The 22,695-nt window shown below is 62.8% G+C and carries 24 protein-coding genes, 1 tRNA gene and 2 pseudogenes; 6 read left to right on the top strand and 21 right to left on the bottom strand.

The genetic code is table 11. The annotated features are described in order from the left end of the window. Positions 1-42: 42 nt before the first annotated feature. Positions 43-360 (top strand): hypothetical protein, encoded by a 318-nt coding sequence (locus ETW23_RS05630; RefSeq protein WP_247676963.1) that lies wholly within the window; start codon positions 43-45, stop codon positions 358-360. 346 nt (positions 361-706) lie between these two features. Here ETW23_RS05630 and ETW23_RS05625 read toward each other — a convergent pair. Both ETW23_RS05625 and ETW23_RS05620 read right to left on the bottom strand, forming a co-directional pair. Continuing rightward, positions 707-783: transfer RNA gene (locus ETW23_RS05625), tRNA-His, on the bottom strand. Between the two features lie 171 nt (positions 784-954). Then, on the bottom strand, positions 955-1,461 hold the full coding sequence (locus ETW23_RS05620) for a GNAT family N-acetyltransferase (RefSeq protein WP_247676964.1): 507 nt from the start codon (positions 1,459-1,461) through the stop codon (positions 955-957). A gap of 89 nt (positions 1,462-1,550) precedes the next feature. Here ETW23_RS05620 and ETW23_RS05615 point away from each other — a divergent pair, with 89 nt between their 5' ends. Then, on the top strand, positions 1,551-1,736 hold the full coding sequence (locus ETW23_RS05615) for a DUF6324 family protein (RefSeq protein WP_044008416.1): 186 nt from the start codon (positions 1,551-1,553) through the stop codon (positions 1,734-1,736). Positions 1,737-1,906: 170 nt separating this feature from the next. Here ETW23_RS05615 and ETW23_RS05610 read toward each other — a convergent pair whose 3' ends face one another. The 5 genes from ETW23_RS05610 to ribB all read right to left on the bottom strand — a co-directional run bounded on the left by ETW23_RS05610 (position 1,907) and on the right by ribB (position 5,397). Continuing rightward, positions 1,907-2,389, bottom strand: coding sequence for an MmcB family DNA repair protein (locus tag ETW23_RS05610; RefSeq protein WP_134829384.1), 483 nt, complete (start codon positions 2,387-2,389; stop codon positions 1,907-1,909). Between the two features lie 350 nt (positions 2,390-2,739). Next, positions 2,740-3,069, bottom strand: a complete 330-nt coding sequence (locus ETW23_RS05605; RefSeq protein ID WP_134829383.1) for a hypothetical protein — start codon at positions 3,067-3,069, stop codon at positions 2,740-2,742. Between the two features lie 168 nt (positions 3,070-3,237). After that, on the bottom strand, positions 3,238-3,720 hold the full coding sequence (gene nusB, locus ETW23_RS05600; protein ID WP_134829382.1) for a transcription antitermination factor NusB: 483 nt from the start codon (positions 3,718-3,720) through the stop codon (positions 3,238-3,240). Then, positions 3,717-4,268: a 6,7-dimethyl-8-ribityllumazine synthase gene (locus tag ETW23_RS05595; RefSeq protein WP_129371563.1), complete on the bottom strand. Its 552-nt coding sequence runs from the start codon at positions 4,266-4,268 to the stop codon at positions 3,717-3,719. Before ETW23_RS05595 ends, nusB begins: the two co-directional genes overlap by 4 nt. Position 4,269: 1 nt before the next feature. Further along, positions 4,270-5,397 carry a 3,4-dihydroxy-2-butanone-4-phosphate synthase gene (gene ribB, locus ETW23_RS05590; protein WP_129371564.1) on the bottom strand — a complete coding sequence of 376 codons (1,128 nt, stop codon included), beginning with the start codon at positions 5,395-5,397 and terminating at the stop codon, positions 4,270-4,272. A gap of 194 nt (positions 5,398-5,591) precedes the next feature. On the opposite strand from ribB, the gene ETW23_RS05580 reads away from it, so the two are divergent. Beyond that, positions 5,592-6,644: a proline racemase family protein gene (locus ETW23_RS05580; protein WP_134829380.1), complete on the top strand. Its 1,053-nt coding sequence runs from the start codon at positions 5,592-5,594 to the stop codon at positions 6,642-6,644. Positions 6,645-6,783: 139 nt separating this feature from the next. Here the strand turns inward: ETW23_RS05580 and ETW23_RS05575 are convergent, their stop codons facing one another. Beyond that, a complete protein-coding gene (locus ETW23_RS05575; RefSeq protein WP_134829379.1) occupies positions 6,784-7,371 on the bottom strand; it encodes a riboflavin synthase in 588 nt (195 codons plus the stop codon). Positions 7,372-7,534: 163 nt separating this feature from the next. On the opposite strand from ETW23_RS05575, the pseudogene ETW23_RS05570 reads away from it, so the two are divergent. The 3 genes and pseudogenes from ETW23_RS05570 (at position 7,535) to ETW23_RS05560 (ending at position 12,073) form a co-directional block, all read left to right on the top strand. After that, positions 7,535-8,826, top strand: a pseudogene (locus ETW23_RS05570) (capsule biosynthesis protein). 95 nt (positions 8,827-8,921) lie between these two features. Beyond that, positions 8,922-10,054, top strand: a pseudogene (locus ETW23_RS05565) (polysaccharide biosynthesis/export family protein). 6 nt (positions 10,055-10,060) lie between these two features. After that, entirely contained in the window at positions 10,061-12,073 is a 2,013-nt protein-coding gene (locus ETW23_RS05560; protein ID WP_134829378.1) for a capsular polysaccharide biosynthesis protein, read from the top strand. 181 nt (positions 12,074-12,254) lie between these two features. Here ETW23_RS05560 and ribD read toward each other — a convergent pair whose 3' ends face one another. From ribD to ETW23_RS05495, 13 genes are all read right to left on the bottom strand, one after another. Next, positions 12,255-13,331: a bifunctional diaminohydroxyphosphoribosylaminopyrimidine deaminase/5-amino-6-(5-phosphoribosylamino)uracil reductase RibD gene (gene ribD, locus ETW23_RS05555; protein ID WP_247676920.1), complete on the bottom strand. Its 1,077-nt coding sequence runs from the start codon at positions 13,329-13,331 to the stop codon at positions 12,255-12,257. 20 nt (positions 13,332-13,351) lie between these two features. Beyond that, positions 13,352-13,819 carry a transcriptional regulator NrdR gene (gene nrdR, locus ETW23_RS05550; protein WP_134829377.1) on the bottom strand — a complete coding sequence of 156 codons (468 nt, stop codon included), beginning with the start codon at positions 13,817-13,819 and terminating at the stop codon, positions 13,352-13,354. A 122-nt stretch (positions 13,820-13,941) separates the two neighbouring features. Continuing rightward, positions 13,942-14,358 (bottom strand): secondary thiamine-phosphate synthase enzyme YjbQ, encoded by a 417-nt coding sequence (locus tag ETW23_RS05545; protein ID WP_134829376.1) that lies wholly within the window; start codon positions 14,356-14,358, stop codon positions 13,942-13,944. Positions 14,359-14,418: 60 nt separating this feature from the next. After that, the gene (locus ETW23_RS05540) at positions 14,419-14,844 is read right to left on the bottom strand and encodes a hypothetical protein (RefSeq protein ID WP_134829375.1); all 426 of its coding nucleotides are present in this window, start codon (positions 14,842-14,844) and stop codon (positions 14,419-14,421) included. Between the two features lie 49 nt (positions 14,845-14,893). After that, positions 14,894-15,301, bottom strand: a complete 408-nt coding sequence (locus tag ETW23_RS05535) for a hypothetical protein (RefSeq protein WP_247676916.1) — start codon at positions 15,299-15,301, stop codon at positions 14,894-14,896. 321 nt (positions 15,302-15,622) lie between these two features. Next, positions 15,623-16,024, bottom strand: coding sequence for a hypothetical protein (locus ETW23_RS05530; RefSeq protein WP_134829374.1), 402 nt, complete (start codon positions 16,022-16,024; stop codon positions 15,623-15,625). A gap of 106 nt (positions 16,025-16,130) precedes the next feature. Further along, a complete protein-coding gene (locus tag ETW23_RS05525; protein ID WP_134829373.1) occupies positions 16,131-16,427 on the bottom strand; it encodes a hypothetical protein in 297 nt (98 codons plus the stop codon). A gap of 85 nt (positions 16,428-16,512) precedes the next feature. Then, positions 16,513-17,058, bottom strand: coding sequence for a DUF4166 domain-containing protein (locus tag ETW23_RS05520; protein ID WP_134829372.1), 546 nt, complete (start codon positions 17,056-17,058; stop codon positions 16,513-16,515). Further along, positions 17,055-17,483, bottom strand: a complete 429-nt coding sequence (locus ETW23_RS05515; RefSeq protein WP_134829371.1) for a thiol-disulfide oxidoreductase DCC family protein — start codon at positions 17,481-17,483, stop codon at positions 17,055-17,057. Before ETW23_RS05515 ends, ETW23_RS05520 begins: the two co-directional genes overlap by 4 nt. A 22-nt stretch (positions 17,484-17,505) precedes the next feature. After that, complete coding sequence (locus tag ETW23_RS05510; protein WP_134829370.1) at positions 17,506-18,117, bottom strand: hypothetical protein; 612 nt, start codon at positions 18,115-18,117, stop codon at positions 17,506-17,508. Positions 18,118-18,200: 83 nt separating this feature from the next. Beyond that, on the bottom strand, positions 18,201-20,186 hold the full coding sequence (gene rpoD, locus ETW23_RS05505; RefSeq protein ID WP_129371578.1) for an RNA polymerase sigma factor RpoD: 1,986 nt from the start codon (positions 20,184-20,186) through the stop codon (positions 18,201-18,203). Between the two features lie 134 nt (positions 20,187-20,320). After that, entirely contained in the window at positions 20,321-22,327 is a 2,007-nt protein-coding gene (gene dnaG, locus ETW23_RS05500) for a DNA primase (protein ID WP_134829369.1), read from the bottom strand. Between the two features lies 1 nt (position 22,328). Next, the gene (locus ETW23_RS05495) at positions 22,329-22,667 is read right to left on the bottom strand and encodes a hypothetical protein (RefSeq protein ID WP_134829368.1); all 339 of its coding nucleotides are present in this window, start codon (positions 22,665-22,667) and stop codon (positions 22,329-22,331) included. Between the last annotated feature and the right edge of the window lie 28 nt (positions 22,668-22,695).

Here is a 22,695-nt window from a genome sequence, read left to right as displayed (position 1 = left end):
ATGTACACCAGTATCTTGCGGGCAGCGGCATTGATTATCCCCATGTCTCTTGCCGCACAGCCCGTATTTGCCCAGACCGCGGACGCCGCATTGAACGAAGCCAAGCGGCGCGTGGCCTGCGGTGCCGGTGTTCCGGTCTCCGCCACCTATCTGGCAAACGGCACGCTGCAGGTGACCTGCCAGGCACAGGGCGCCGAGGCCGTGGCCCAGGCCGCCGCAAGCGGCTTGCCCGAAACCGGACTGTCCGCCGGAGCCGCCGCCGGAGCGGTTGCAGGGGTGCTGTTCCTGGTTCTGATCGCCGATGACGATAATGGCACATCGACCACAACAACGACCACAACCACCAGCACAACCGATTGAGGCCAGGTCCCTTTTGCCCGTTCTGCTGGAGCACATCCATTGCGTGCTCCAGCAGAATGGCATGCAGCGGCCGGCACAGCGCTACTGCTTTTGCCTGCCCCGCTTGCAGAAGGTCAAAGGGCCGCGCGGAATTGCGCGGCCCAAAGGCAAATCCCTGAATAAAGCACCACAACCGCGGTCCCGGCTGCTGGCGCCCAACGGGGGCATGAACAGGCCGGCCGATCAGCGGCCAGGAAAACCTGGGCTAGCGGCGGGAACCCGCAATAGAATTGAGACTGCAAAGCCGTGCCCGGCAGAAACGCCGGACTGCTGCCGCAGCTGGGACTGCCCAAGGTGTTTGATTGAGTGGTACCACCTCCCCGGCTCGAACGGGGGACCTCCTGATCCACAATCAGGCGCTCTAACCAACTGAGCTAAGGCGGCACTGTGGGGTCATTTATAGCACGTCCCGGAGGCGCGCAAGAAGTTTTTTTGCCTTTCCGCTGCAGAAATCCGCCACTTCCGATTGCCCGGTTCAATGGCCCGGATCCGGCCATAACGCCGGCTGAAAGTTATCCACAAACGCTTGCAATCATGCGAAATTTCCCGCTTCACTCAGAGCGGTCCGCCCTCTGGTTCCGGGAAAGACAACCGCCAGGTCTGCTCTACCAGGTCCTGGCCATAGCTGTGCACCGGATGGCTGTCCGTCAACTGCCAGCCGAAAGCCCGGTAAAGCGCGCAAGCGGTCTGGTGGCTTTCATGGGTTTTCAGCATCATGCCCCGGTACCCGGCTGCACGGGCAAACTCCATGCATTCCCGCAGCAGCCGCTTGCCCAGCCCCTTGCCGCGCGCCGCAGGCGTCAGCAGGAACAGACGCAACTGCGCTGTGGCGGCATCCTTTTTCATGCAAAATACCGAGCCCAGCCGCTCGCCGCCGCTTTCCGCCAACCAGCCGCGTTCGCAGGCCGGATCGTGGCCCGCGCAGAAACTGTGCAGAATATCGGCGACCAGCGGTCCGAAAGTTTCATCAAACCCGGCCTCGCGGGCGTAAAGATCCTGGTGGCGGGCGGCCAGCCAGTGCATGTCGGTAGGAGCGAATCGGCGCAGGGTCACATCCATCATGCGAACAGCATAGCGTAAAGCCGGCTTGCCTTTCAGCCTGCCCCGGGCTAGCACCAGCTGCAATCCGCTGACCGGCATTGGAGTGTGCAATGAGTATCAACACCGAACGCGACATTGAGGCAAACATGCAAATCGGTCCGACCGATCAGGGTATGGTGCGGATTTTCATTGATACCGGCAGCGTTGAAATCCCGATGGACTTTGACCCGGAAGAAGCCGAGGAGATCGCCGAAGAGATCCGCGCCGCTGCGCAAGCCGCGCGCAGCGTCAAGTAGCGCAGCCTTTCCGGCACTCCGCCCCCGCCCTTCCGCGCTGAACCCGATGGCCGGGCAAAGCGGCGCAACAAGCGCCGGCAGCGTGCCGCAGGCACGCTGCCGGGCCCAAGGCCGCCAAGGGGTTCCGGCGCAGCCGGGGCACCTGCGGGCGCGGGAGTTGCCGCCAGCGCTCAATCCTCAGGCTCTTGATCTCCGGCCCCGCCCAGCAGCTGCCCGTCCCGGCCCGGGCGCGGGTCACGCAGGGCCTGCAGGCGGCGGGCGGAATCCATCGCGAATTTCTGGATCAGCTTTCTGCGGCGCGCCGGCGGCAGTTTGTCCTCCGGCGCCATGCGGATGATTTCGGCATCATACGGGTCTGCAATAATCAGCCCGGTGCCGTCCGGCAGCAGCTCGGTTGGGAACGCCAGATCCACCGCCCAGAAATAGCGGTCGCACCAATCCAAATAGCCCTCCCATTTGCTGTCGGACTGGAAATCAGCGCGGCTGGACTTGCACTCGATCACCCACAGCTCCCCCTTGGGACCCAGCGCCATCACATCCACGCGCAGGCCGCGGGCCGGCACAAACTCCTCCAGCGGTGCATAGCCCAGCGAGCGCAGATAGCGCGACACCCCGCGGGCGAGCTTCTGTCCAGGCTGCAGATCATCCATCATACGGGCAAATGTGAACAATTAGGGAACAAGTTGCAATCCCGCGGTTTTAACCGGAAACAACCCGCCAGCACTGTGTTCCCCTTGTAACAGCGCGCCGGGCAGACTATTTACGGCCTTGGCGGGTTCTGCCCTTCTTGTGACAGGCAGCATTCCAGTGGCCTTAAGCAATTCCACGGGAGCTGGCTCTGTTCGGACCCTGGTCCGTTTACCTGGCGCCCACCTGTACAAACAGGTCCCCGGGAATCAAAGCCGCACGGTTGATTGGTGGTCCCGCCGCATTTTCCCTTACCGCCAAGGAAAAACCGCGCCTTCCGGATGGAAAGCGCGGGCGGATTGCGTTTTGCAATGAATCAGCGGCGGCTGCGCAGCTGGCGCTCACGCTGGGAAAGCTCGTCAGCCGGAACACGCACCGGCTGGAGTTCATTAACCACAGGAGTGCCGCGGCGGGGCCCGCCGTCCTTTTCAGCCATGGCCATCACCGCCCAGGCAAACTGCACACCGGCAAAGACGATGCCATGCATGAACCATAATAGGAACACCGCCAAGAGGCCCGCGTCGGATGTGGAAACCAGCCCCCAAAGGTTCATCACATTGAACCAAAGCAGCATCGCCACAAATACGGCAGCAATCCCAAAGCCGATCACGACGTTGCGGATATACATCTTCACCAGTTCAGGCATCTGTGTCCTCCAGATATGCAATAGGAGGTTATCAGTCTCTACAGCGCCGTCCAGCGCTTCCGGAGAAATAAGCGGAATTTGCCGCACCCTTTGCGATTGGCAGTTTCCCAAAAAAAAAGGCGCACTCTGCAGCGCGCCTTTTTTTCATCGAGGTCCGGAATTGCCGCCTCAGAAGGCTTCCGGTTTGGCTTCGCGTGCCATGTGGTCCAGCACGGCGTTGACGAATTTCGCCTCCTTGCCTTCAGGAAAAAAGGCACGTGCGATATCGACAAACTCGTTTATCACCACTTTGGGCGGGGTGTCGGACTGGCTCAGCTCGGCCCCGGCCGCGCGGAACAGCGCGCGCAAGGTTGGATCGATCCGGGCAATCGGCCATTTCGCCACCAGGGCGCGGTCGGTCATCTGGTCGATCTGCGCCTGATGGTTCACGGCTTCGCGTATCAGATTGCGGAAGATCTTGTTATCCCCCTCCGCCATCTCGTCACCCTCATAGACAGCGCCAAAGCGGTGGTCCTCAAACTCGACGATCACCTTGTCAAAGGTGAGGCCGCTGTGTTCCATTTGGAACAGCGCCTGCACAGCATAAAGCCGCGCTGCCGATCTCATCTGATTCTTGCCATTGCCCTTGGGGCGGCTGTCCTGGGTGCTCATACGCTGGTGGATCCGTTGTCTGTACCGGCGACCTGGTACGCCCCGGTGGGCGCCTTGAAACCGATGCCTTTGGTCTGGGCGCCCCACTTACGCGTGAGTGCGATCAGATGCAAGGCCGCAGCTGCCGCGCCGCCGCCTTTGTTCTGATCGGCCGTATCAGCCCGCACTTCGGCCTGTTTGCGGTTTTCCACCGTCAGGATGCCGTTGCCGATGCAAAGCCCCTGCAGGCCCATCAGCTGGATCGCGCGGCTGCTGTCGTTGCAGACAGTGTCATAATGGGTGGTTTCACCGCGGATCACGCAGCCCAGCGCCACGTAGCCGTCGAAATTCGAGGTCCGGTCGGCAATTGCAATCGCGGTCGGCACTTCCAATGCGCCGGGCACTTCGACGATCTCGAAAGTTCCGCCTGCGGCCTCGATCTCGGCTGCGGCGCCGGTGACCAGATTGTCGGCGATATCCTTGTAATAAGGCGCCACAACAATCAGCATCTTCACCGGCTTGTCGAATTCCGCACGCGGCAGGGTGTAATGGGTTTCATGTCCAGCCATATCAATCGTCCTTCAGAATGGGGCGGCTGCCGGTGATGGACAGCCCATAGGCATCCAGCCCGACATATTTGGTCGAGGGCGAGTCGGTCAGCAGAACCAATTCGTTCAAACCCAGGCTTGACAGGATCTGCGCGCCGATGCCGGTCTGTTTGATGGTCACTGTCCGCGCGCCGTCTTCCTCATTGGCATAAAGCGCATTGCGGGGCTGGCGGAACAGGGTCACCACACCGCGGCCCTCTTCGGCAATGATCTCCATCGCGCGAGGCAGCTGGCGGGCCGATTTCGGGCCAAGGCCCAGAATGTCGGTCGCCTCATGCAGCGCATGGGTACGCACCAGCACCGGCTCTGGCGTGGTGATGTCGCCCTTGATCATCACCACATGCTCGATACCGTGGGTCTGGTCGGTGAACAGCCGCATTTCCCACTCGCCGCCGATTTCCGAGGTCACGGTCTCGCGCGAGGTTTCCGTCACCAGATTGTCGTTGCGGGCGCGGTAGGTGATCAGGTCGGAAATGGTGCCGATCTTCAGCCCGTGCGTCGCGGCGTATTCCACCAGATCGGGCAGCCGTGCCATGGTGCCGTCTTCCTTCATGATCTCGCAGATCACCGACGACGGGTACTGACCGGCAAGCCGGGCCACGTCGCAGCCGGCCTCGGTATGGCCCGCACGCACCAGCACCCCGCCCCGGCGCGCGCGCAGCGGGAAGACATGACCGGGGGTGGCAATATCGGCAGCAGTATTGTCGGGGTCGATGGCGGTGGCCACGGTCAGCGCCCGGTCGGCGGCAGAGATGCCGGTGGAAACGCCTTCGCGCGCCTCGATCGAAACTGTGAAAGCAGTCTCATGGCGCGACGAATTGTGCAGCGCCATCATCGGCAGGCCCAGCTCTTCGATTCGATCAGCAGGCAGGGTCAGGCAGATCAGCCCGCGGCCATGGGTGGCCATGAAATTGATCGCCGCCGCATCCGCAGCTTGCGCCGGGATCACCAGATCGCCTTCGTTCTCGCGGTCCTCGTGATCGACAAGGATGAACATGCGGCCCTGGCGGGCCTCCTCAATGATGTCTTCAATCGGGCTGATGGCGTCGCGCAATTGCGCCTCAACCGGCCCCGGTGTTTCAAAGCTCATGTAGCAGCCTTTCGATGCGCAAAGGCAGCACGCCTGGCGCTGCGGGTTCTTTCCCTGCCAGATAGCCCACAGACGGGGCAAATGCCAGTCCCGCAAACGGCACAGAGGGGTCTGGACGCGGCTTGTGCATCTGTGCACAAATGATTTTGGATCCAATCCATAGGGCCAGGGCTTCATCGGGAAGGGAAAGACAGATGCGCGCATCCCGCATTATCCAGGCGGTTGAGGCTCATGCCGAGGGCGAGCCGGGCCGGGTGATCACCGGCGGCATGCCGCTGTTGCGCGGCAATTCGGTGTTTGAAAAGATGCAGGACATGGCGGCCAATCATGATGATATCCGCCTGCAGATGCTGCGTGAGCCGCGCGGCAATCCTGGGCTTTGCGGCAATGCCATTGTCCCCCCGTGCCACCCGGAAGCGGACGCCGGTTTTATCATCTTCGAGCAGACCGAGTATCCGCCGATGTCGGGCTCCAACACGATCTGCGTGGTGACGGTCCTGCTGGAGACCGGCGTGGTGGCGATGATGGAACCGGTGACCGAGCTGGTGCTGGAGGCGCCCGCCGGGCTGATCCGGGTGCGGGCCGAATGCCGGGATGGCAAGGTGACGCGGGTGGAGTTCGAGAATGTGCCGGCCTTTGCGGTGCATCTTGACGCGCCGGTGGAGGTTGCAGGCCTTGGCACGGTCACCGTGGATGTGGCCTGGGGCGGGATGTTCTTTGTGCTGGCTGAGGCCGGGAGGCTGGGGATTACCCTTGATGCAGACAATGGCGCAGAGATCGTGCGGGTGTCGGAAGCGATCCGCCATGCCACTGCCGAGCAGCTGCCCGTAGTGCATCCTGAAAATCCGGAAATCACCGGCCCTACGATCACCAACCTGTGGGGCGCTCCGGTGGCAGATGGCACCCACGGCCGCGGGGCGGTCACCATCTCGACAGGTCCGTTCGACCCGGAGCACCCGCAGGACGCCAGCGGCATCTTGGACCGCTCACCTTGCGGCACCGGCACCTGCGCCAAGATGGCGGTGCTGCATGCGCGCGGCAAGCTGGGGATTGGGCAGGGTTATGTGAATGCCGGGCCACTGGGCACCACGTTCACCGGGCGCATCACAGCGGAGACGCAAGTCGGACCATACAAGGCCATCATCCCCGCCCTGTCCGGCCAAGGATGGATCTACGGGCTGAGCCATTACACGCTGGACCCCAGCGACCCGTTCCCATTGGGCTATACCGTCGGCGACATGTGGTGACGCGCGCCGCCTTGGGGAGCACTTCAGTGCTGCTCAAGGGGGCGGGAGCTTATGAGTGTGGCGGGATGAGGGGCGCTGCCCCTCGGCCTTGCGGCCTCACCCCGGAGTATTTTTGGAAAGATGAAGAGGCTGCGCCGTTTTATCCGGCTTCCTGCAGACGCGCGACGTAGCGGGCCAGGGTGTCGATTTCCAGGTTGATGCGGCTGCCCAGCTTCACATCGCCCCAGGTGGTGACCTCCTTGGTGTGCGGAATGAAATTGATGCCGAAATCACAGCCATCCACATCATTCACTGTCAAGGAGGTGCCGTTCAGGGCAACCGATCCTTTGGAGGCAATGAAGCGGGCCAGGTCCTGCGGTGCGCGCAGCGTAACGCGGGTACTGTCGCCCTCGTCTTTCAGCTCCACAACTTCAGCGACGCCGTCCACATGGCCGGACACGATATGGCCGCCCAGCTCGTCGCCCACCTTCAAAGCGCGCTCGAGGTTGATCCGCTTGGCTGTGGTCCAGCTGTCCAGGTTGGTCTTGGAGACAGTCTCGGCCGAGATCTGCACGTCGTACCAGTCCTCGCCCAGCGCAATCACTGTCAGGCAGACCCCGTCAGAAGCGATGGAGGCGCCGATATCGATGCTGGCGGTGTCATAGCTGGTACGGATGCGGGCGCGCAGGTCGCCTTGCTGCTCCAGTTCGGCGATGGTGCCAACGTCCGTGATAATGCCTGTAAACATGGGTCCGCTCCCCGCAGATGATGTGCCGATGCTGCCGCAGAGGTAGCCAAGCCGCGCGCGCTCTACAAGCCCCGGCTTGCCTTACCGCCCTTCGCGGCCATAGTTTCGCCCCAGTCAATTGTTAATCAATCCTTGAGACTGCCACCGTATTTCTGACACCGGGATGTCACGCCACCTGATGAAACACCGCAGCTTTCTGTTCCTGCAAGGCCCGCACGGGCCGTTTTTCGCCGCCCTTGGACGATTGCTGCGGGCTGCGGGCTGTGATGTGGCGCGGGTGGGGTTCAATGCGGGCGATCAGGCCTTCTGGCGCGGCAAAGACAGTTATTTGCCCTTCACCGGCGGCCCTGAAGATTGGCCGGAGGTGTTGGCCGGGCTGCTGGAAAGCCGCGGCATCACCGACATCGTGCTGTATGGCGACACCCGCCCTATTCACGCCAGCGCGATCAAAGCCGCGCAGCAACGCGGTATCACCGTGCATGTTTTCGAGGAAGGCTATCTTCGCCCCTATTGGGTGACTTACGAGCGCGGCGGCGCCAATGGCCATTCGCGGCTGATGGAGATGGACGTTCCGGACATGCAGGAGGCGCTGGCGCTGTCCGACATGGAAGCACCGCTGCCCCCGCACACTGGGGCGATATGCGCCAGCACGTGTTTTACGGTGCGCTGTACCATTGGTTCGTGATGTTCCGGAACCGCAAGTACCGCAATTTCCGGCCGCACCGTTCATTGACGGTGACCAAGGAGTTCCGGCTGTATTTGAAACGGTTGCTGCTGATGCCCGTTCAGGCACTGGAGCGGCGGCTGGCGGAGCGGCGCATCCGCAATGGCGGGTTTCCCTATCATCTGGCGCTCTTGCAGCTGGAGCATGACAGCTCGTTTCAGATGCATTCGCCGTTCTCCAGCATGGGCGAGTTTCTGGAGGAGGTGATCCGCGGCTTTGCCGAAGGCGCCCCGCGCCACCATCATCTGGTGATCAAGGCGCATCCGCTTGAGGACGGCCGTGCCCAAGTGCGCCGCACGCTGCGCCGGCTGGCGCGCGAGCACAGCATCGAAGACAGGGTGCATTATGTGCGCGGCGGCAAGCTGGCGCAGCTGCTGAACGAAGCACGCACCGCGGTGACGGTCAATTCCACCGCCGGCCAGCAGGTGCTGTGGCGCGGCATTCCGTTGCGGGTGTTCGGGCGGGCTGTCTATGGCAAGCCTGAGTTTGTGTCCGAGCAGCCCCTGGCAGAGTTTTTTGCCGCCGCCAGCCGCCCGGACAGCCGCGCTTACAAGGATTACCGGCGGTTCCTGCTGGAAACCTCGCAGGTGCCCGGCGGCTACTACTCCCGCGAGGGGCGGCGCCAGCTGCTGCGCCAAGTGGCGGACATGATGCTGGCGGACGAAGACCCCTATGACGCGCTGCGCCTGGGCACAGCGGCACCGCGGCAACAGTTGCGTCTGGTGACCTGACTCAGCTGCGCCCAAAGACTGGATTTTTCCCTGCTGGCAGGTTAGGTTGCCCCTAAAACTTGAGGCAAACAATAATTGGTCGAGGAGACCGAGCAGTGAAATCCGTTCCCCTTCGCTGGGCGCGTCCAGTGGCGATGCTCGCAGCATTGACCCTTGCGGCCTCATGCGGCCTGCCCAAGGTCGGCCCCAACAAGCGCCAGATCTTTGCCGGTTCCGTGCAGCGGGAAGGCGATGCCTTCATCGTCTCCGTCAACGACCGCGTCGCCCGTGCCACCGCCGTGGTGCCGGCCCTTGGCTTTTCGTCAGGCTTTACGTCTGCCGGCCGGCTGACCTCGGACACCATCCGTCCCGGCGATGTGCTGGGCCTGACGGTATGGGAAAACGTGGATGACGGGCTGCTGGCCGCCGAGGCGACCAATTCCACCGTGCTGGAAGAGGTGCAGGTCGACAGCGCAGGCTATATCTTTGTGCCCTACGCGGGCCGCCTGCGCGCCTCCGGCAACACACCGGACCAGCTGCGCGAGACCATCACCAAAAAGCTTGAAGACCAGACCCCGACCCGCAGGTGCAGGTGCGCCGTCTGGCCGGTGACGGTGCCACCGTTAGCCTGACAGGCGCCGTGGGCGGCCAGGGCGTCTATCCGATCGAACGCCCGACCCGCACCCTGTCGTCGATGCTGGCCCAGGCCGGCGGCGTGACGATCCAGCCGGAAATTGCCCAGGTCACCGTGATTCGCGGCCAGGAAAAGGGCAAGATTTGGTTCCAGGACCTGTTCGACCATCCGGAGCTGGATGTAGCCCTGCGCGGCGGCGACCGTATTCTGGTTGAGGAAGACACCCGCTCCTTCACCGCCTTGGGGGCGACCTCGGCCCAGGCGCGGGTGCCATTTGAAAGCCAGGACCTGTCAGCGCTGGAAGCGATTGCCCAGGTTGGCGGGCTGATTTCCACCGCCTCTGATCCGACCGGCGTCTTTGTGCTGCGCAATGAGCCGGCCGAGATTGCCAACCAGGTGCTGGGCCGCGATGATCTGATCGGGGCGCAGCGTTTGGTCTATGTGCTGAACCTGACTCAGCCGAACGGATTGTTTGTCGCCCGGGATTTCGTGATCCGCGACGATGACACCCTGTATGTGACTGAGGCGCCGTATACCCAGTGGACCAAGACCATTTCGCTGCTGGTGACACCAGTGGGGTCGCTGTCAAGCGTTTCCAGCGCCGTTGGCGGTTAAACCGCCGTGCGTCAAAGCGCTGGCCAGCACAAAGCCGGGAGCACTGCGTCCCGGCTTTTTGTTTACAATGGCGGTTTCCTGACCCAGCGCCGGGTGCGGCGGATCCTGCAGCTTTGCGGCTGCCACATCCGGCTGGGACTGCCGCAGGCCGAAGATCTGGTTGGCATCTGGGGCGCCTCGCCCACAGCGCACCGGGGCCTTGCAGTCGCCGAACAGCGCGGCTGCGGTCTGCTGCGGGTCGAGGATGCCTTTCTGCGCTCGCTTCACCCCGGCCGGGCCGGCGAGCCGCCCATGGGGCTGCTGCTGGACCACTCGGGCATGCATTTCGATGCGGCGCAGCCGTCAGAGCTGGAACAGCTGCTGGCCAGCCATCCGCTGGATGATGCCGATCTGATGCGCCGGGCGCGTGATGCGATTGCCCGGCTCAAGAACGCGCATCTCAGCAAATACAACGTCTTTGATCCTGCGGCGGCGGTGCCGGATCCGGGCTATGTGCTGGTTGCGGACCAGGCACGCGACGATGCCTCAGTCACTGCATCGCGCGGCGACCGGGCGCGGTTTCTGGAAATGCTCGCCTTTGCCCAGGAGGAACACCCCGGCGCGCGGGTGCTGATCAAGACGCATCCAGAGACGCTGCGCGGCTACCGGGCCGGGTACTATGAGGCCGCAGATGCAAGCGCGCGGGTGGAACTGTTCACGGGCAGCGTGTCGCCCTGGGCGCTGCTTGAGGGGGCCGTGGGCGTCTATACTGTCTCTTCGCAACTGGGGTTCGAAGCGATCCTGGCAGGCCACAAGCCACGGGTCTTCGGCCAGCCGTTCTACGCAGGCTGGGGGCTGAGCATTGACGATGCCCCGCCCGCCCGCAGACAGCGGCGGCTGACGCGGGCACAGCTGTTCGCAGCAGCGATGATCCTTTATCCGAAGTGGTACGATCCCTTCCGGGACGAGTTGTGCGGACTGGAGACAGTCCTGGATAACCTGGAAGCCCGGGTGCGGGCCTGGCGGGACGACCATCCCGGCTGGGCCGCTTCTGGTATGCGTATGTGGAAGCGCAAGCCGCTGCAGAAATTCTTTGGCGCCGAGACGCGGGTGCTGTTCACTGAAGACCCGGCCAAGGCACAAGCCAGCGGACGCAAGCGGTTGGTCTGGGCCGGCAAGGCGAACGCGGCGCATGACGGTGCGGTCCGGGTGGAGGACGGCTTTCTGCGGTCCCGCGGGCTGGGGGCGGAACTGGTGCCGCCCCTGTCGCTGGTGGCTGACCGCCAGGGGATCTACTATGACCCGCGCCAGCCCTCGGATCTGGACACGCTGATTGCCCGCAGGGTTGAGATGACCCAGGCCGAGGAGTTGCGGGCCGAGCATCTGGTGCGGTCTCTGATCCAGCACGGGGTGTCGAAATACAATCTTGGCGGCACCGCCCCAGCCCTGCCCGAGGGCCGCCGTATCCTGGTGCCGGGCCAGGTGGAGGATGACGCCTCAATCCAGTGCGGAGCGGGAGCCGTGAAGACTAACCTGGATCTGCTGCGCGCGGTGCGGCAGGCCAACCCGGACGCGGTGATTGTCTACAAGCCGCATCCGGACGTGGAGGCGGGCCTGCGCAAAGGCCGGGTTGCAGCAGAGGGGCTGGCGGATGCGGTTGCGTCCCACGCGGACCCCATGGCCCTGCTGGCTGACGTGCAGGAGGTCTGGACGATGACCTCCCTTCTGGGGTTCGAAGCGTTGCTGCGCGGGGTGCCGGTGACAACGCTGGGAACACCGTTTTATGCAGGCTGGGGCCTGACGGCCGATCTGGCTCCGGCGCCGCCGTGGCGGCAAGCCCGTGTCACGCTACTGGGCCTCGCCCATGCGGCGCTGATCGACTACCCGCGCTACTTCGACCCATTGACCGCCCAGCCCTGTCCGGTGGAGGTTGCAGTGATGCGCCTTCGCCAAGGCCATCTGCCGCATCCGGGGCTAAGCAACCGGCTGCTGTCCAAGCTGCAGGGGCTGTTTGCCACCTACGCCCATCTCTGGCGTTGAACGGCGGCCAGTTGATCGGGAGCCCTCCCGCGCCCGCAGGACATCCTGGCTGACGCCAGCCCGCCCTTGGCGGCCTTGGGCGTGGCCCGGCGCGCAGCGCCGGGCAACGCCCAACGGGAGCGGAGCATGAAATATGCTCCAGTGACGGGCGGGAGAGCCGGTTCTGCACGGCATAGGATGGTCAGCGCAGCGCACGGGTCCAGCGGTGCAGGATGTCTTTGCCGAGGGGACGGGTTTCAACCAGCTCAAACCGCGGCGCTTCCTCCAGCCGGCCGATGCCGAGCGCACCGATCGACGGCAGACCCTCGGCACCAATCCCCAGACCAGCAGTGAAGCCGATCAGCTCATCCACCAGATCAAACGCCAGCAGCGAGGCTGCCAGCGCGCTGCCGCCTTCGCAGAACACCCGCGTCAGCCCCGCCTGCCCCAGCTGCTGCAGCACATCCGCCGCGTCCAGCTGTACCCCGTGCGACGCACAGGGGATCAGATTGGCACCCAGCCCTTCCCAGGCCTGAATGCGCTCATGATCAGCGCCGTGGCCATGGCAGAGCCAGACCGGCACGTCCTTGGCGGTGCGGGCCAGCTGACCCATCAGCGGCAAGTCCAGATGGCGCGAGATCACCACTCGCACAGGCTGGTGCTCCACCCCCAGATCGCGCACGGTCAGCGAGGGATCATCAGCCCGCGCAGTCCCGCCGCCCACCATCACCGCATCATGGCGCGCGCGCATCGCGTGCACGGCGCGGCGGGCCTCCGGTCCTGTGATCCATTTGCTTTGGCCCGATCCGGTTGCAATGCGCCCGTCGAAACTGGCGGCCAGCTTCAGGGTCACCAGCGGGCGGCCCTGCTCAGTCTTCAGAAAGAAACCAGCATGATCCCGCGCTGCCTGTGCCCCCCATATTCCGGTGGCCACCTCAATGCCCGCATTGCGCAGCATCTGAAATCCATGCCCTGACACCCGCGGATCGCTGTCCTCGATCGCGGCAACAACCCGCGCCACACCGGCGTCAATCAGCGCCTGCGCGCAAGGCGGCGTTTCGCCGTGATGGGCGCAAGGTTCCAGCGTCACATAAGCCGTGGCGCCGCGCGCCGCTCCGCCGGCCTGCGCCAGTGCTTCGGTTTCTGCATGGGGGCGGCCGCCCGGCCTGGTCCAGCCGCGGCCCAAAACGCGGCCGCCCTGCACGATAACACAGCCCACTGCCGGGTTGGGCCAGCAGTTGCCCTGCCCGCGCCGTCCCAGGGACAGCGCCAGCGCCATGAAACGGTGATCAGCGTCCATTATTCTTCCGGTGCAATTGGCGGGCGCAGCTCGTGAACAAAATCCTCGAAATCATCCGCCGCCTGGAAATTTTTGTAAACGCTTGCAAAGCGCACGTAAGCCACGGTGTCGATCCGGGCCAGCGCCTCCATCACGATTTCGCCGATTTTCTTCGACCCGATATCAGTCTCGCCCATGCTTTCCAGCCGCCGCACGATACCGGAGATCATCTGATCAATGCGTTCGGGTTCTATCGGGCGTTTCTGCATCGAAATGCGGATCGAGCGTTCCAGCTTGTCGCGGTCGAAATCCTCGCGCTTGCCGCTGGTTTTGATCACCACAAGATCGCGCAGCTGCACCCGTTCGTAGGTGGTGAAACGGCCGCCGCAGGCCGGGCAGAACCGGCGCCGCCGGATCGAAACATGATCTTCGGCGGGGCGTGAATCCTTGACCTGAGTGTCGATATTTCCGCAAAATGGGCAGCGCATCCGCCTGCTCCCTCAATCCTGTCAGCCTATTGTTTGTGCCGGTGTTTGCCCGGTTATCCACAACTATAGGCTACCCTCCAGAATTTGGGTAGTGGTGATTTATGGCCGCTAGATAAAGAGGTTCAGGCCAGATGCGCGGCCACATGCCGCTGGTGCGGACGATCGCGGTGTTCAAACAGGTAGATCCCCTGCCAGGTGCCCAGCACCAGTACTCCGCGGCTGACAGGGACCGGCAGGCTGACTGGCATCATCGCCGCTTTGATATGGGCGGGCATGTCGTCCGGCCCCTCATAGGTGTGGCGCAGATAGGCCATTGCGGGATCGGAGGAAGGCGGCACCAGGCGCGAAAAAAAGGCCCGAAGGTCGGTCTGCACCTCGGGGTCGGCATTTTCCTGGATCAGCAAAGAACAGGACGTGTGGCGGACAAACAGGGTCAGCAGCCCATCCTGCAGGCCGGCCCCGGAAACCCAGGCCTGCACGTCACGGGTGAACTCATAAAGGCCCTGCCCGCGCGTCGGAATGGTGAACTCATGCATCATGCAGATCTTTTGGCTGAACACAGCCCGGCCGGCAACAGTGTCAGCCGGTGAAGCTGGAAATCAAGGCAACCAGCGGTCCCGCCCGGGCAGCCGGTCATAACAATAGGTTTGCGCAGCCGACACATGCAGATTGTCACCTGCCTCGCGCACATTCAGCGACAGGCTGGAGGACCGGTCAGGAACACCAGGCGGCAGGCCAAAGGCAAATTGCACCGCTTTGCGCCCCGGCCGGTTGACCGAAGGCCCGACCCCGCGCCAGACATAGATCCGCTGGTTCACCGGCGCCCGCAGCTGGCGGATCGCAAAATCACCGATACCGCACCAATAATCCTGCGCGCCAGTCCCGACCCGGGCCACCACTTCCCAGACGCCTTCGGACACTGGCAGCACTTCATGGCGGTTGATTGCCCGCCAGGCGGACGCGGGCATTGGGACAGCCAGAGCCAAGGCCAGCATCCCTGTCAGCCACAGTCTTTTGCGCGTCATCTCAACCTCCCTCTTCTCCGGCCCGGACTGGCAGCGGATCAGTCTGATTTCACGGCCGCCCGAACGGTATGAAGCAATATCCGAATGCCTCCTGAACACGCATTGTATCACCAGATTGCAGGCTGTTGACAGACCCGTATCCACCAGCCGGCGCTGCGGCCGCCAAATTTGCGTCCAGCGTGAACTGAACTGCCGAGCGGCGCCCGGTCGTTTCGCTGGGGCCCAGCCCGCGGGTGATGTGCAGATTGCTGTTCCAGGGCACCCGCAGCACACGCTGCGCGTAATCCGCCGCCCCGCACCAGAAGAGATATCCGTTGCCGGTGTTCGGAATGACTTCGAATACGCCTTCGGATACCGGATAGACCCGGATACTGTGGCGGCTGGTATTGGCAGCTGAACTGTCTGGAAGAGCCATCATCAAAGACGTTGCAAAAAGTGCGGCGGCGGCAAGTTTCATGTCATTTCCCTTTCGTTCAGCGGGACGCATGCCTGTTCAGGCTGCGCCTCTCCAAGGGTAGGGAAAATTGAAACACAAGCCAGTCACACTGCCGTGCAAGGGCCGGCAAGCGGCAGCTGGCTGCTCCGGCCGGCCTCAATCGGCGCTGCTGCCAACAGCGTACATCCAGTATTTACAGTACCTTGGCCGCGGTCCAGCTGGACCGGCTGATGATCATCTTCCTGCACAAGCAGCCTGCCCTCCGCGGCGGCACCGGCAGGCTGCGTCGGCTTGCAGTTCACGCAGTGAGACACATTTTTGTGGAACAATGTGACCGCACCCTCAAAAAGCTGCTGCCTCCACGCAATAGCCATATCCCTGCTGCACTGACATGCTTTCCCCGGGGCGAAAACCCAGCGACAGCCAGCCTGTCTTGGGTTCGACACCGCTGCGCTTCGGGTAGAGCGTGAACTGCACCGAGGACCGGCGCCCGGTGGTGACGCTGACATCCCGGCCCCGCACCACGTAAAACCGGTCCATCCAGCCAGCGCCCAGCTCGCGGCGGGCGTATTCGGCAGCTGCGCACCAGTAATCCCAGGTGCCGCCCGATCCGCGCGGCACCACCTCATAGACCGTGTCATTGACCGGCAGCACCCGCACACCGCGGTTGGCAAAGAAGGCATCCGCAGCTGCGGGAATGGAAGAAAGACAAGCCAGGCCTGCTGCGCAAAGGAGGTTCTTCATTCGGAAATATCCCTGTGTTCGCTTCAACATAGGGATGTGCCGCAGCGGCTCCAATAGACCGGCAGCACCTTTGTAACGACCTCTCGCAGATGTGTGAACGCCCGCCTTAGGCGCGGGGCGGGAATGGAATGATCTCTGCACTGTCCCGCTTATGGCTCAGCACGCCTTCAAGAATGGCAAGCGCTGCAGCATTCGGCACGGTGCCAGTGTCAGGGTGGAACTTTTCGCGCGCCTGCCGGCGCAGCATATCCTTGGTCCCGGCTCCATCCATTTGCTTAAGCGCATCCCCCTGATCCGCCAAAACCTCGACCATGAACTGGTTGGCAGTCACCAGATCATTCAACGATTGAAGCTTTGCAGTCAGCGCCAGCAGTGCCGTGTTCATATTGGTATGTGCAGACATTTTCTTCCCCCCGGAAGGCCAATGGGCAACAGCACCGATTTTAAGGGGGGATGCCGCGCCGGGCAATGACAGGGTTAGCAAATGGTTAACGCCTGAGGTCCAGCTCGGGCAGCACCAGAAACCCGCTGTAACGCACCAGCAGACCGATGCGCGGCAGGCTGGCAGAGATGTCAAATCCCAAGTGCCCCTCCGGCGTCTCAAATTCGGCAGCGGCGCTTTGCGGGCAAAGGGCCTGGGGCAGCGGCAGGCCGAACAGCCGGACCCTCTCCACCGAGACCACCATTGCGCCTTGCTGGACCGAGACGGCCAGGTCCAGCTCGACCATGCCGAAACGTTCCACCGCCCTGCCTGTTTGCGGATCGTAGCGCAGGTGCGAGCGGGTCAGGAATTTGCCGAAACTGCGCCGCCAGACATGGCCCTTGCCCTGCGGCGCGACGTCCAGCCGGAACCGGGTTTCTGCCATCGGCGGCGGAAACCCTGCAAGTGCCGCCAGCAGCCGCGCCCAGCGGTTGCCGCCCTCAACCTTGACCATGCCGTGGCTGCGTTGCGGCGGTTGCGCATGGAACCGCAGCAGGACCGGCGGCACCTCCAGGTCTTGCGCCGCGATAATGTCGCCAAAGGCATCCCTCATAGCTCAAAGCCTCCGTCGGCAAACCGGGCGCGAACCTCTGGGCCAGGGATCAGGCACGTATCAAAGCGGCCGAACAGCCGGTACCGGTTGCGGGCGACACTGAAGTAGAGCGCGTCCTTCAGCCGCCCCGGCAGGAACCGGCAGACAGACAAGGCTGGCCAAGGCAAGGGCAGCGCCCGCATCGCCGCGGCAAAGGCATCCAGCCGCTGATAGGTGCGGCCATCCACAATCACCAGATTGGTCTCGTACGCATCCGTCGGCAGGCCATGCTGGCGGTAAAGTTGCTGCCCCAGCGGCGACTGCGCGGTGGCAAAGCGGAACCGTCCGGCCCGGTCATGGCGCAGCATGAAGCGGAAGAATCCCGAGCACAGCACGCATTCGCCGTCGAAGACGATGAGGTCTGTGCTCTCTTCCTTCTTTCTCATTCAAGTCATGCCCCAATATTGGTCAGCGTTCGGGGAAAATGTTGGTGTCAGGCCCAAACACCACATCATCGCCGGAAGCATACAAAAAACATCGTCTGCGATTACCATCATTTTCTTCGCATTTACTAAGCGCAACCTGTTCAGCCTCGCGCATGGTCAAGCGCCCCGACGCATAAGCCCAAGCTCCGTTCCGGCTGAGCGCCAGCGCCTTATTCCGTCTGGCCGCAGAATAGCGGGACACCACGTCCCTGCCCCGCAAATCAGCAACAAACGGAATAGTCTCAGGACTTACGGTCCCGGCATAGACCAAGGAAGGACTTGCCTGCCAATCCGGTATGTTCTGCCCCTTTGCGATGGCCATGCCGCAAGCCTGACCCGCCGCGTGCTCGCACTTTTGCAATACAGCACGGGTTATTGTCGACGACAGCTTGTTGCCGCTGCAGCGGGACGCCCAATGCCCGTTCGGCGACACGGCCACCATATAGGTCTGCTTGCAGCGGACCCGTTCATAATCCCTTTGAATACTGGCGCTGACGACATCCGATAGGAAGGGGATCTGAAAGAAATCGGGAACGTCTGCCCGCGCGGAATGAGCACTGGCCACCAGCGCAACTAACACGAATCTAAGCAACATCTTCTGAATTCCCCAAACTAATCTGTTGGGCAGGTTACAGGTCAATCAGGCAAGAAAAAGGCGCCCCGCGGGGCGCCCTTTGATTACTGATCCAGGAAGCTGCGCAGTTTGCGGCTGCGGCTGGGGTGCTTCAATTTCCTGAGCGCTTTCGCTTCGATCTGGCGGATCCGTTCGCGGGTCACGCTGAACTGCTGGCCGACTTCTTCCAGCGTGTGGTCGGTGTTCATGCCGATGCCAAAGCGCATCCGCAGAACCCGTTCCTCGCGCGGGGTGAGCGACGCCAGAACCCGGGTAGTGGTTTCCTTGAGGTTTTCCTGAATGGCGCTGTCCAAGGGCAGCACGGCATTCTTGTCCTCGATGAAATCACCCAGCTGGCTGTCTTCCTCGTCCCCGATCGGGGTTTCAAGGCTGATCGGCTCCTTGGCGATCTTCATCACCTTGCGGACCTTCTCCAGCGGCATCTGCAGCTTTTCCGCCAGCTCTTCCGGGGTCGGCTCGCGGCCGATCTCATGCAGCATCTGGCGGCCGGTGCGGACCAGCTTGTTAATGGTCTCGATCATGTGGACCGGGATCCGGATGGTGCGGGCCTGATCCGCGATCGAGCGGGTGATGGCCTGACGGATCCACCAGGTCGCATAGGTCGAGAATTTGTAGCCGCGGCGGTATTCGAATTTGTCCACCGCCTTCATCAGGCCGATGTTGCCTTCCTGGATCAGGTCCAGGAACTGCAGGCCGCGGTTGGTGTATTTCTTGGCAATCGAGATCACCAGGCGCAGGTTCGCCTCCACCATTTCCTTCTTGGCCTGGCGGGCTTCTTTCTCACCCTTTTGCACCTGCTGCACGATGCGGCGGAATTCCGAGATATCCAGACCGACATACTGGCCGACCTGGGCCATGTCGGCGCGCAGTTCTTCGACCTTGTCGGTAGAGCGTTCGATGAACATCTGCCAGCCGCGGCCGGGCTTGCCGCCCATGTCGGCCAGCCAGTTCGGGTCCAGCTCGCGGCCACGGTAGGCATCAATGAACTCGCGGCGGTTGATGCGGGCCTGGTCGGCCAGCTTGACCATCGCGCTGTCAATCTGCATCACCCGGCGGTTGATGCCGTAAAGCTGGTCAATCAGCGCCTCGATCCGGTTGTTGTGCAGATGCAGCCCGTTCACCAGTTCGACGATTTCCGAGCGCAGCGCCTGATAGGTCGCCTCGTCTTGAGTGCTGAAGGAGCCGTCCTCGTTCAGGGTTGCCGAGATCCGGCTGTCCTGCATTTCGGACAGCTGCGCAAAGTCGGTCGAGATCCGCTCCAGCGTGACCAGAACACGGTCCTTGAGCGCGGCCTCCATCGCGGCCAGCGACATGTTGGCCTGTTCATCCTCGTCATCGTCGTCATCGCTGGCAATCGGATTGCCGTCGGCGTCCAGCTCGGGACCTTCGTCTTTAACCGGCTTGGCCGCAGCCACAGCGGATGTATCGACGACCGGCGCTTCCTCCTCGCCGTCTTCGTCCAATTGGTTGCCAAAGGTGGCCTCCAGGTCGATGACGTCGCGCAGCAGGATGTCCTCGGACAACAGTTCGTCGTGCCAGATGGTGATCGCCTGGAAGGTCAGCGGGCTTTCGCACAACCCCAGGATCATCGTATTGCGGCCGGCTTCGATCCGCTTGGCGATGGCAATCTCGCCTTCACGGCTCAGCAGCTCAACCGAGCCCATCTCGCGCAGGTACATGCGCACCGGATCATCGGTGCGGTCCAGCTTTTCAGCCTGGGCGCCGGCCAGCGCAACCTCGCGCGGACCTTCGGTGGTCACAAGGTCGGTGGTGCCCTTGTTCTCTTCTTCTTCGGCCTCTTCGTCCTCGATGATGTTGATGCCCATTTCGCTGAGCATCGACATCACGTCTTCGATCTGTTCCGAACTGACCTGATCCGGCGGCAGAACCTGATTAAGCTGATCGTAGGTGATGTAGCCTTTCTCGCGGGCCTCCGCGATCATCTTCTTGACCTGAGTCTGGCTCATGTCGAGTGAGATTTCGGCGTCCTGATCATCAGGTTTGCGGTCGTCGGTGTCTTTGGCGGCCATTCATTGCTCCTACTCAGGGGCTGCGGGGCGATTCGGGTCGCGCGAATCATTAGCGCGATTCTCTGATTCGTCACCCCGTTTACCCAATTTTCCTGTGCTCTTCCTTAGCAAAACGCAGAATCAGGCAATCTGTGTCATTTACCGGAAAAGCCGATCCGATCCAAAAGGGCGCCGAACGCGTCGCGCTCATCCCGGCTGAGCCGCGCGCCGTTCTCGCCCACATCATACTGCGCCTGGTCCTCATTCTCGCTGCGCACCGCCTTGTTCTTGGCCTCGGCTGCCTGCCGCAACCGCCAGGTCAGCGCCTCATCTGCAAGGCCGTCCAGATCCTCTTCGGCCTCTGCCAGTTCCGCGTCCAGCCCGCGCCGCGCCTCAAGCTTTGCCAGCTCCTCGGCCAGGGTCATGCTGGCCAGTTCGGTGTCGCCGGGTTTGCGCAGGCAGGGGGTGATTGCGACATGGCGAAGGCCAAAGAGGTTTTCAAGGGCATGAGGTCCCAAAGACCAGTCGATTTCCTCGCGCAGACGCTCCGGCGCGCTGATGCCAAAGCGCAGCACCATATCCCGCAGCACCGCCAGATCCGGATCGGCGCATTGCAGGCGCTCAAGGCTGGTCTCGAATTCGGGGATCACAGCCGGGGTGGTGATTGCCGTGGCCAGGATCACCGCTTCGCGCATGGCGGCAAAAAACTCGTCTTCGGCACCTGCCACCAGCGAGGCACGGGTGGTTGCGCGCGGCTGCGGAATCGGGCCAAAGCCCTTGCCGGGTTTCCACGGCGGACGGCTGCCATCGCGAAAGCCGCCGCTGCGGGATCCGCGCTGCTGGAAACCGCCGCCGCCGCCGTCGCGATTACTGCGGTTGCCGCGAAACAGCTGCCAGCGCATCTCCTTGACGTCTTCGCCGTAATGCTTGCGGATCGACGGGTCGCGGATCAGCTTGATCTTCTCGCGCAAGGATTTGTCCAGCGACGCCTTGCGTTCGGGGCTGTCGAAGACTTTGCCCTCGGTCTCGCGCTGCCACAGCAGTTTGACCATCGGCATCGCCTGATCCAGCACCGCCTGCACCGCCTCCGGGCCTTTACTGCGGATCAGGTCGTCGGGGTCCTTGCCTTCGGGCATGATGGCAAAGCGCAGGGATTTCCCGGCCTCCAGCAAGGGCAGCGCCAGATCAATCAGCCGCATGGCGGCGCGGATGCCCGCCTTGTCGCCGTCCAGCGCGATGATCGGCTCATCTGACATCCGCCACAGCATCTGCAGCTGGTTTTCGGTGATCGCAGTGCCCAGCGGCGCCACCGACGACTGAAACCCGCCTTCGGCCAGCGCAATCACATCCATATAGCCCTCAGCCACGACCAGCGAGGACCCCCGCCCCGAAGCCGCCCGCGCGGGCCCGTGGTTATACAGGCTGCGGCCCTTGTCGAACAGCTCGGTCTCGGGCGAGTTCAGGTACTTGGCGTTGTCATTGGGATCCATCGCCCGGCCGCCAAAGGCAATTGCGCGGCCGCGCGCATCGCGGATCGGGAACATGATCCGGTTGCGGAAAGTGTCATAAGGCTTGCCGCCCTTGTTCGAGGGTTTGGCCAGCCCGGCGCCGATGATCAGATCCTCGGGCACGTTCTTGCCACGCAACCCGTCCCACAAGGCCTGCCAGCCATCAGGGGCAAAGCCGATTTCCCAGCGGTCCAGCGCCGGCGGTGTCAGGCCGCGGCGCTGCAGATAAGAGCGGGCGTCATGGGCAGCGTTGGTTTTCAGCTGCAAGCGGAAGAACTGTACCGCCTGCTCCATCACTTCGGCCAGCAGTGCCCTGCGGTCCTGCTTTTCCTGCGCGCGCGGGTCGCGCTTGGGCATTTCCATGCCAGCCTCTTGCGCCAGGATCTCCACCGCCTCCATGAAACCGACGTTCTCGGTCTCTTGGATGAATTTCAGCGCGTCGCCTTTGGCGTGGCAGCCGAAGCAGTAATAGAACCCCTTGCGGTCCTCTACATGGAAGGATGCGGTTTTCTCATGGTGAAAGGGGCACGGGCTCCAATAGTCACCCTTGCCCGGCTGCGACTTGCGCTGATCCCACATGACCTTGCGCCCGACAACATCAGAGATACTGACTCGGGTGCGCAATTCATCCAGAAAGCCGGGCGGCAGGGACATATCAGTTCGACTTCAGCTGTTTCTGCATCGCCTGGATCTGATCCCAGTTCTGCAGGCACTGTTCCTCGAACAGCGCGCCGAGGTCGGCGTCCTTCAGGTCGCGCCGCTTCATCGCGTAAACGTGCTGGGCCAGTTGCGGGATCGCGTTGGAGAAGGCTTCGGGCCATTCCGGTTCTCTGTCCAGAATGACCTGCTCCACCTCTTCCTGTTTCACCCGGTCCAGCCGCGCCTGCTGCACCGCGGCCATGACCTGGCCCTGGTACTTGCAGCTTTGTTCTTTGGTTTCAGAAGCATAGGCCGGAGCCGCCAGTAGGGCGGCTGCAAGGGCGATGCGGATCATAGATGCGCTCCGGGAATCAGTTGGTGAT

This window comes from Leisingera sp. NJS201, assembly GCF_004535885.1.
GTDB lineage: Bacteria > Pseudomonadota > Alphaproteobacteria > Rhodobacterales > Rhodobacteraceae > Leisingera.
Note: the sequence above shows the minus strand (reverse complement) of the source record. Positions and strands in the feature narration are given on the sequence as shown.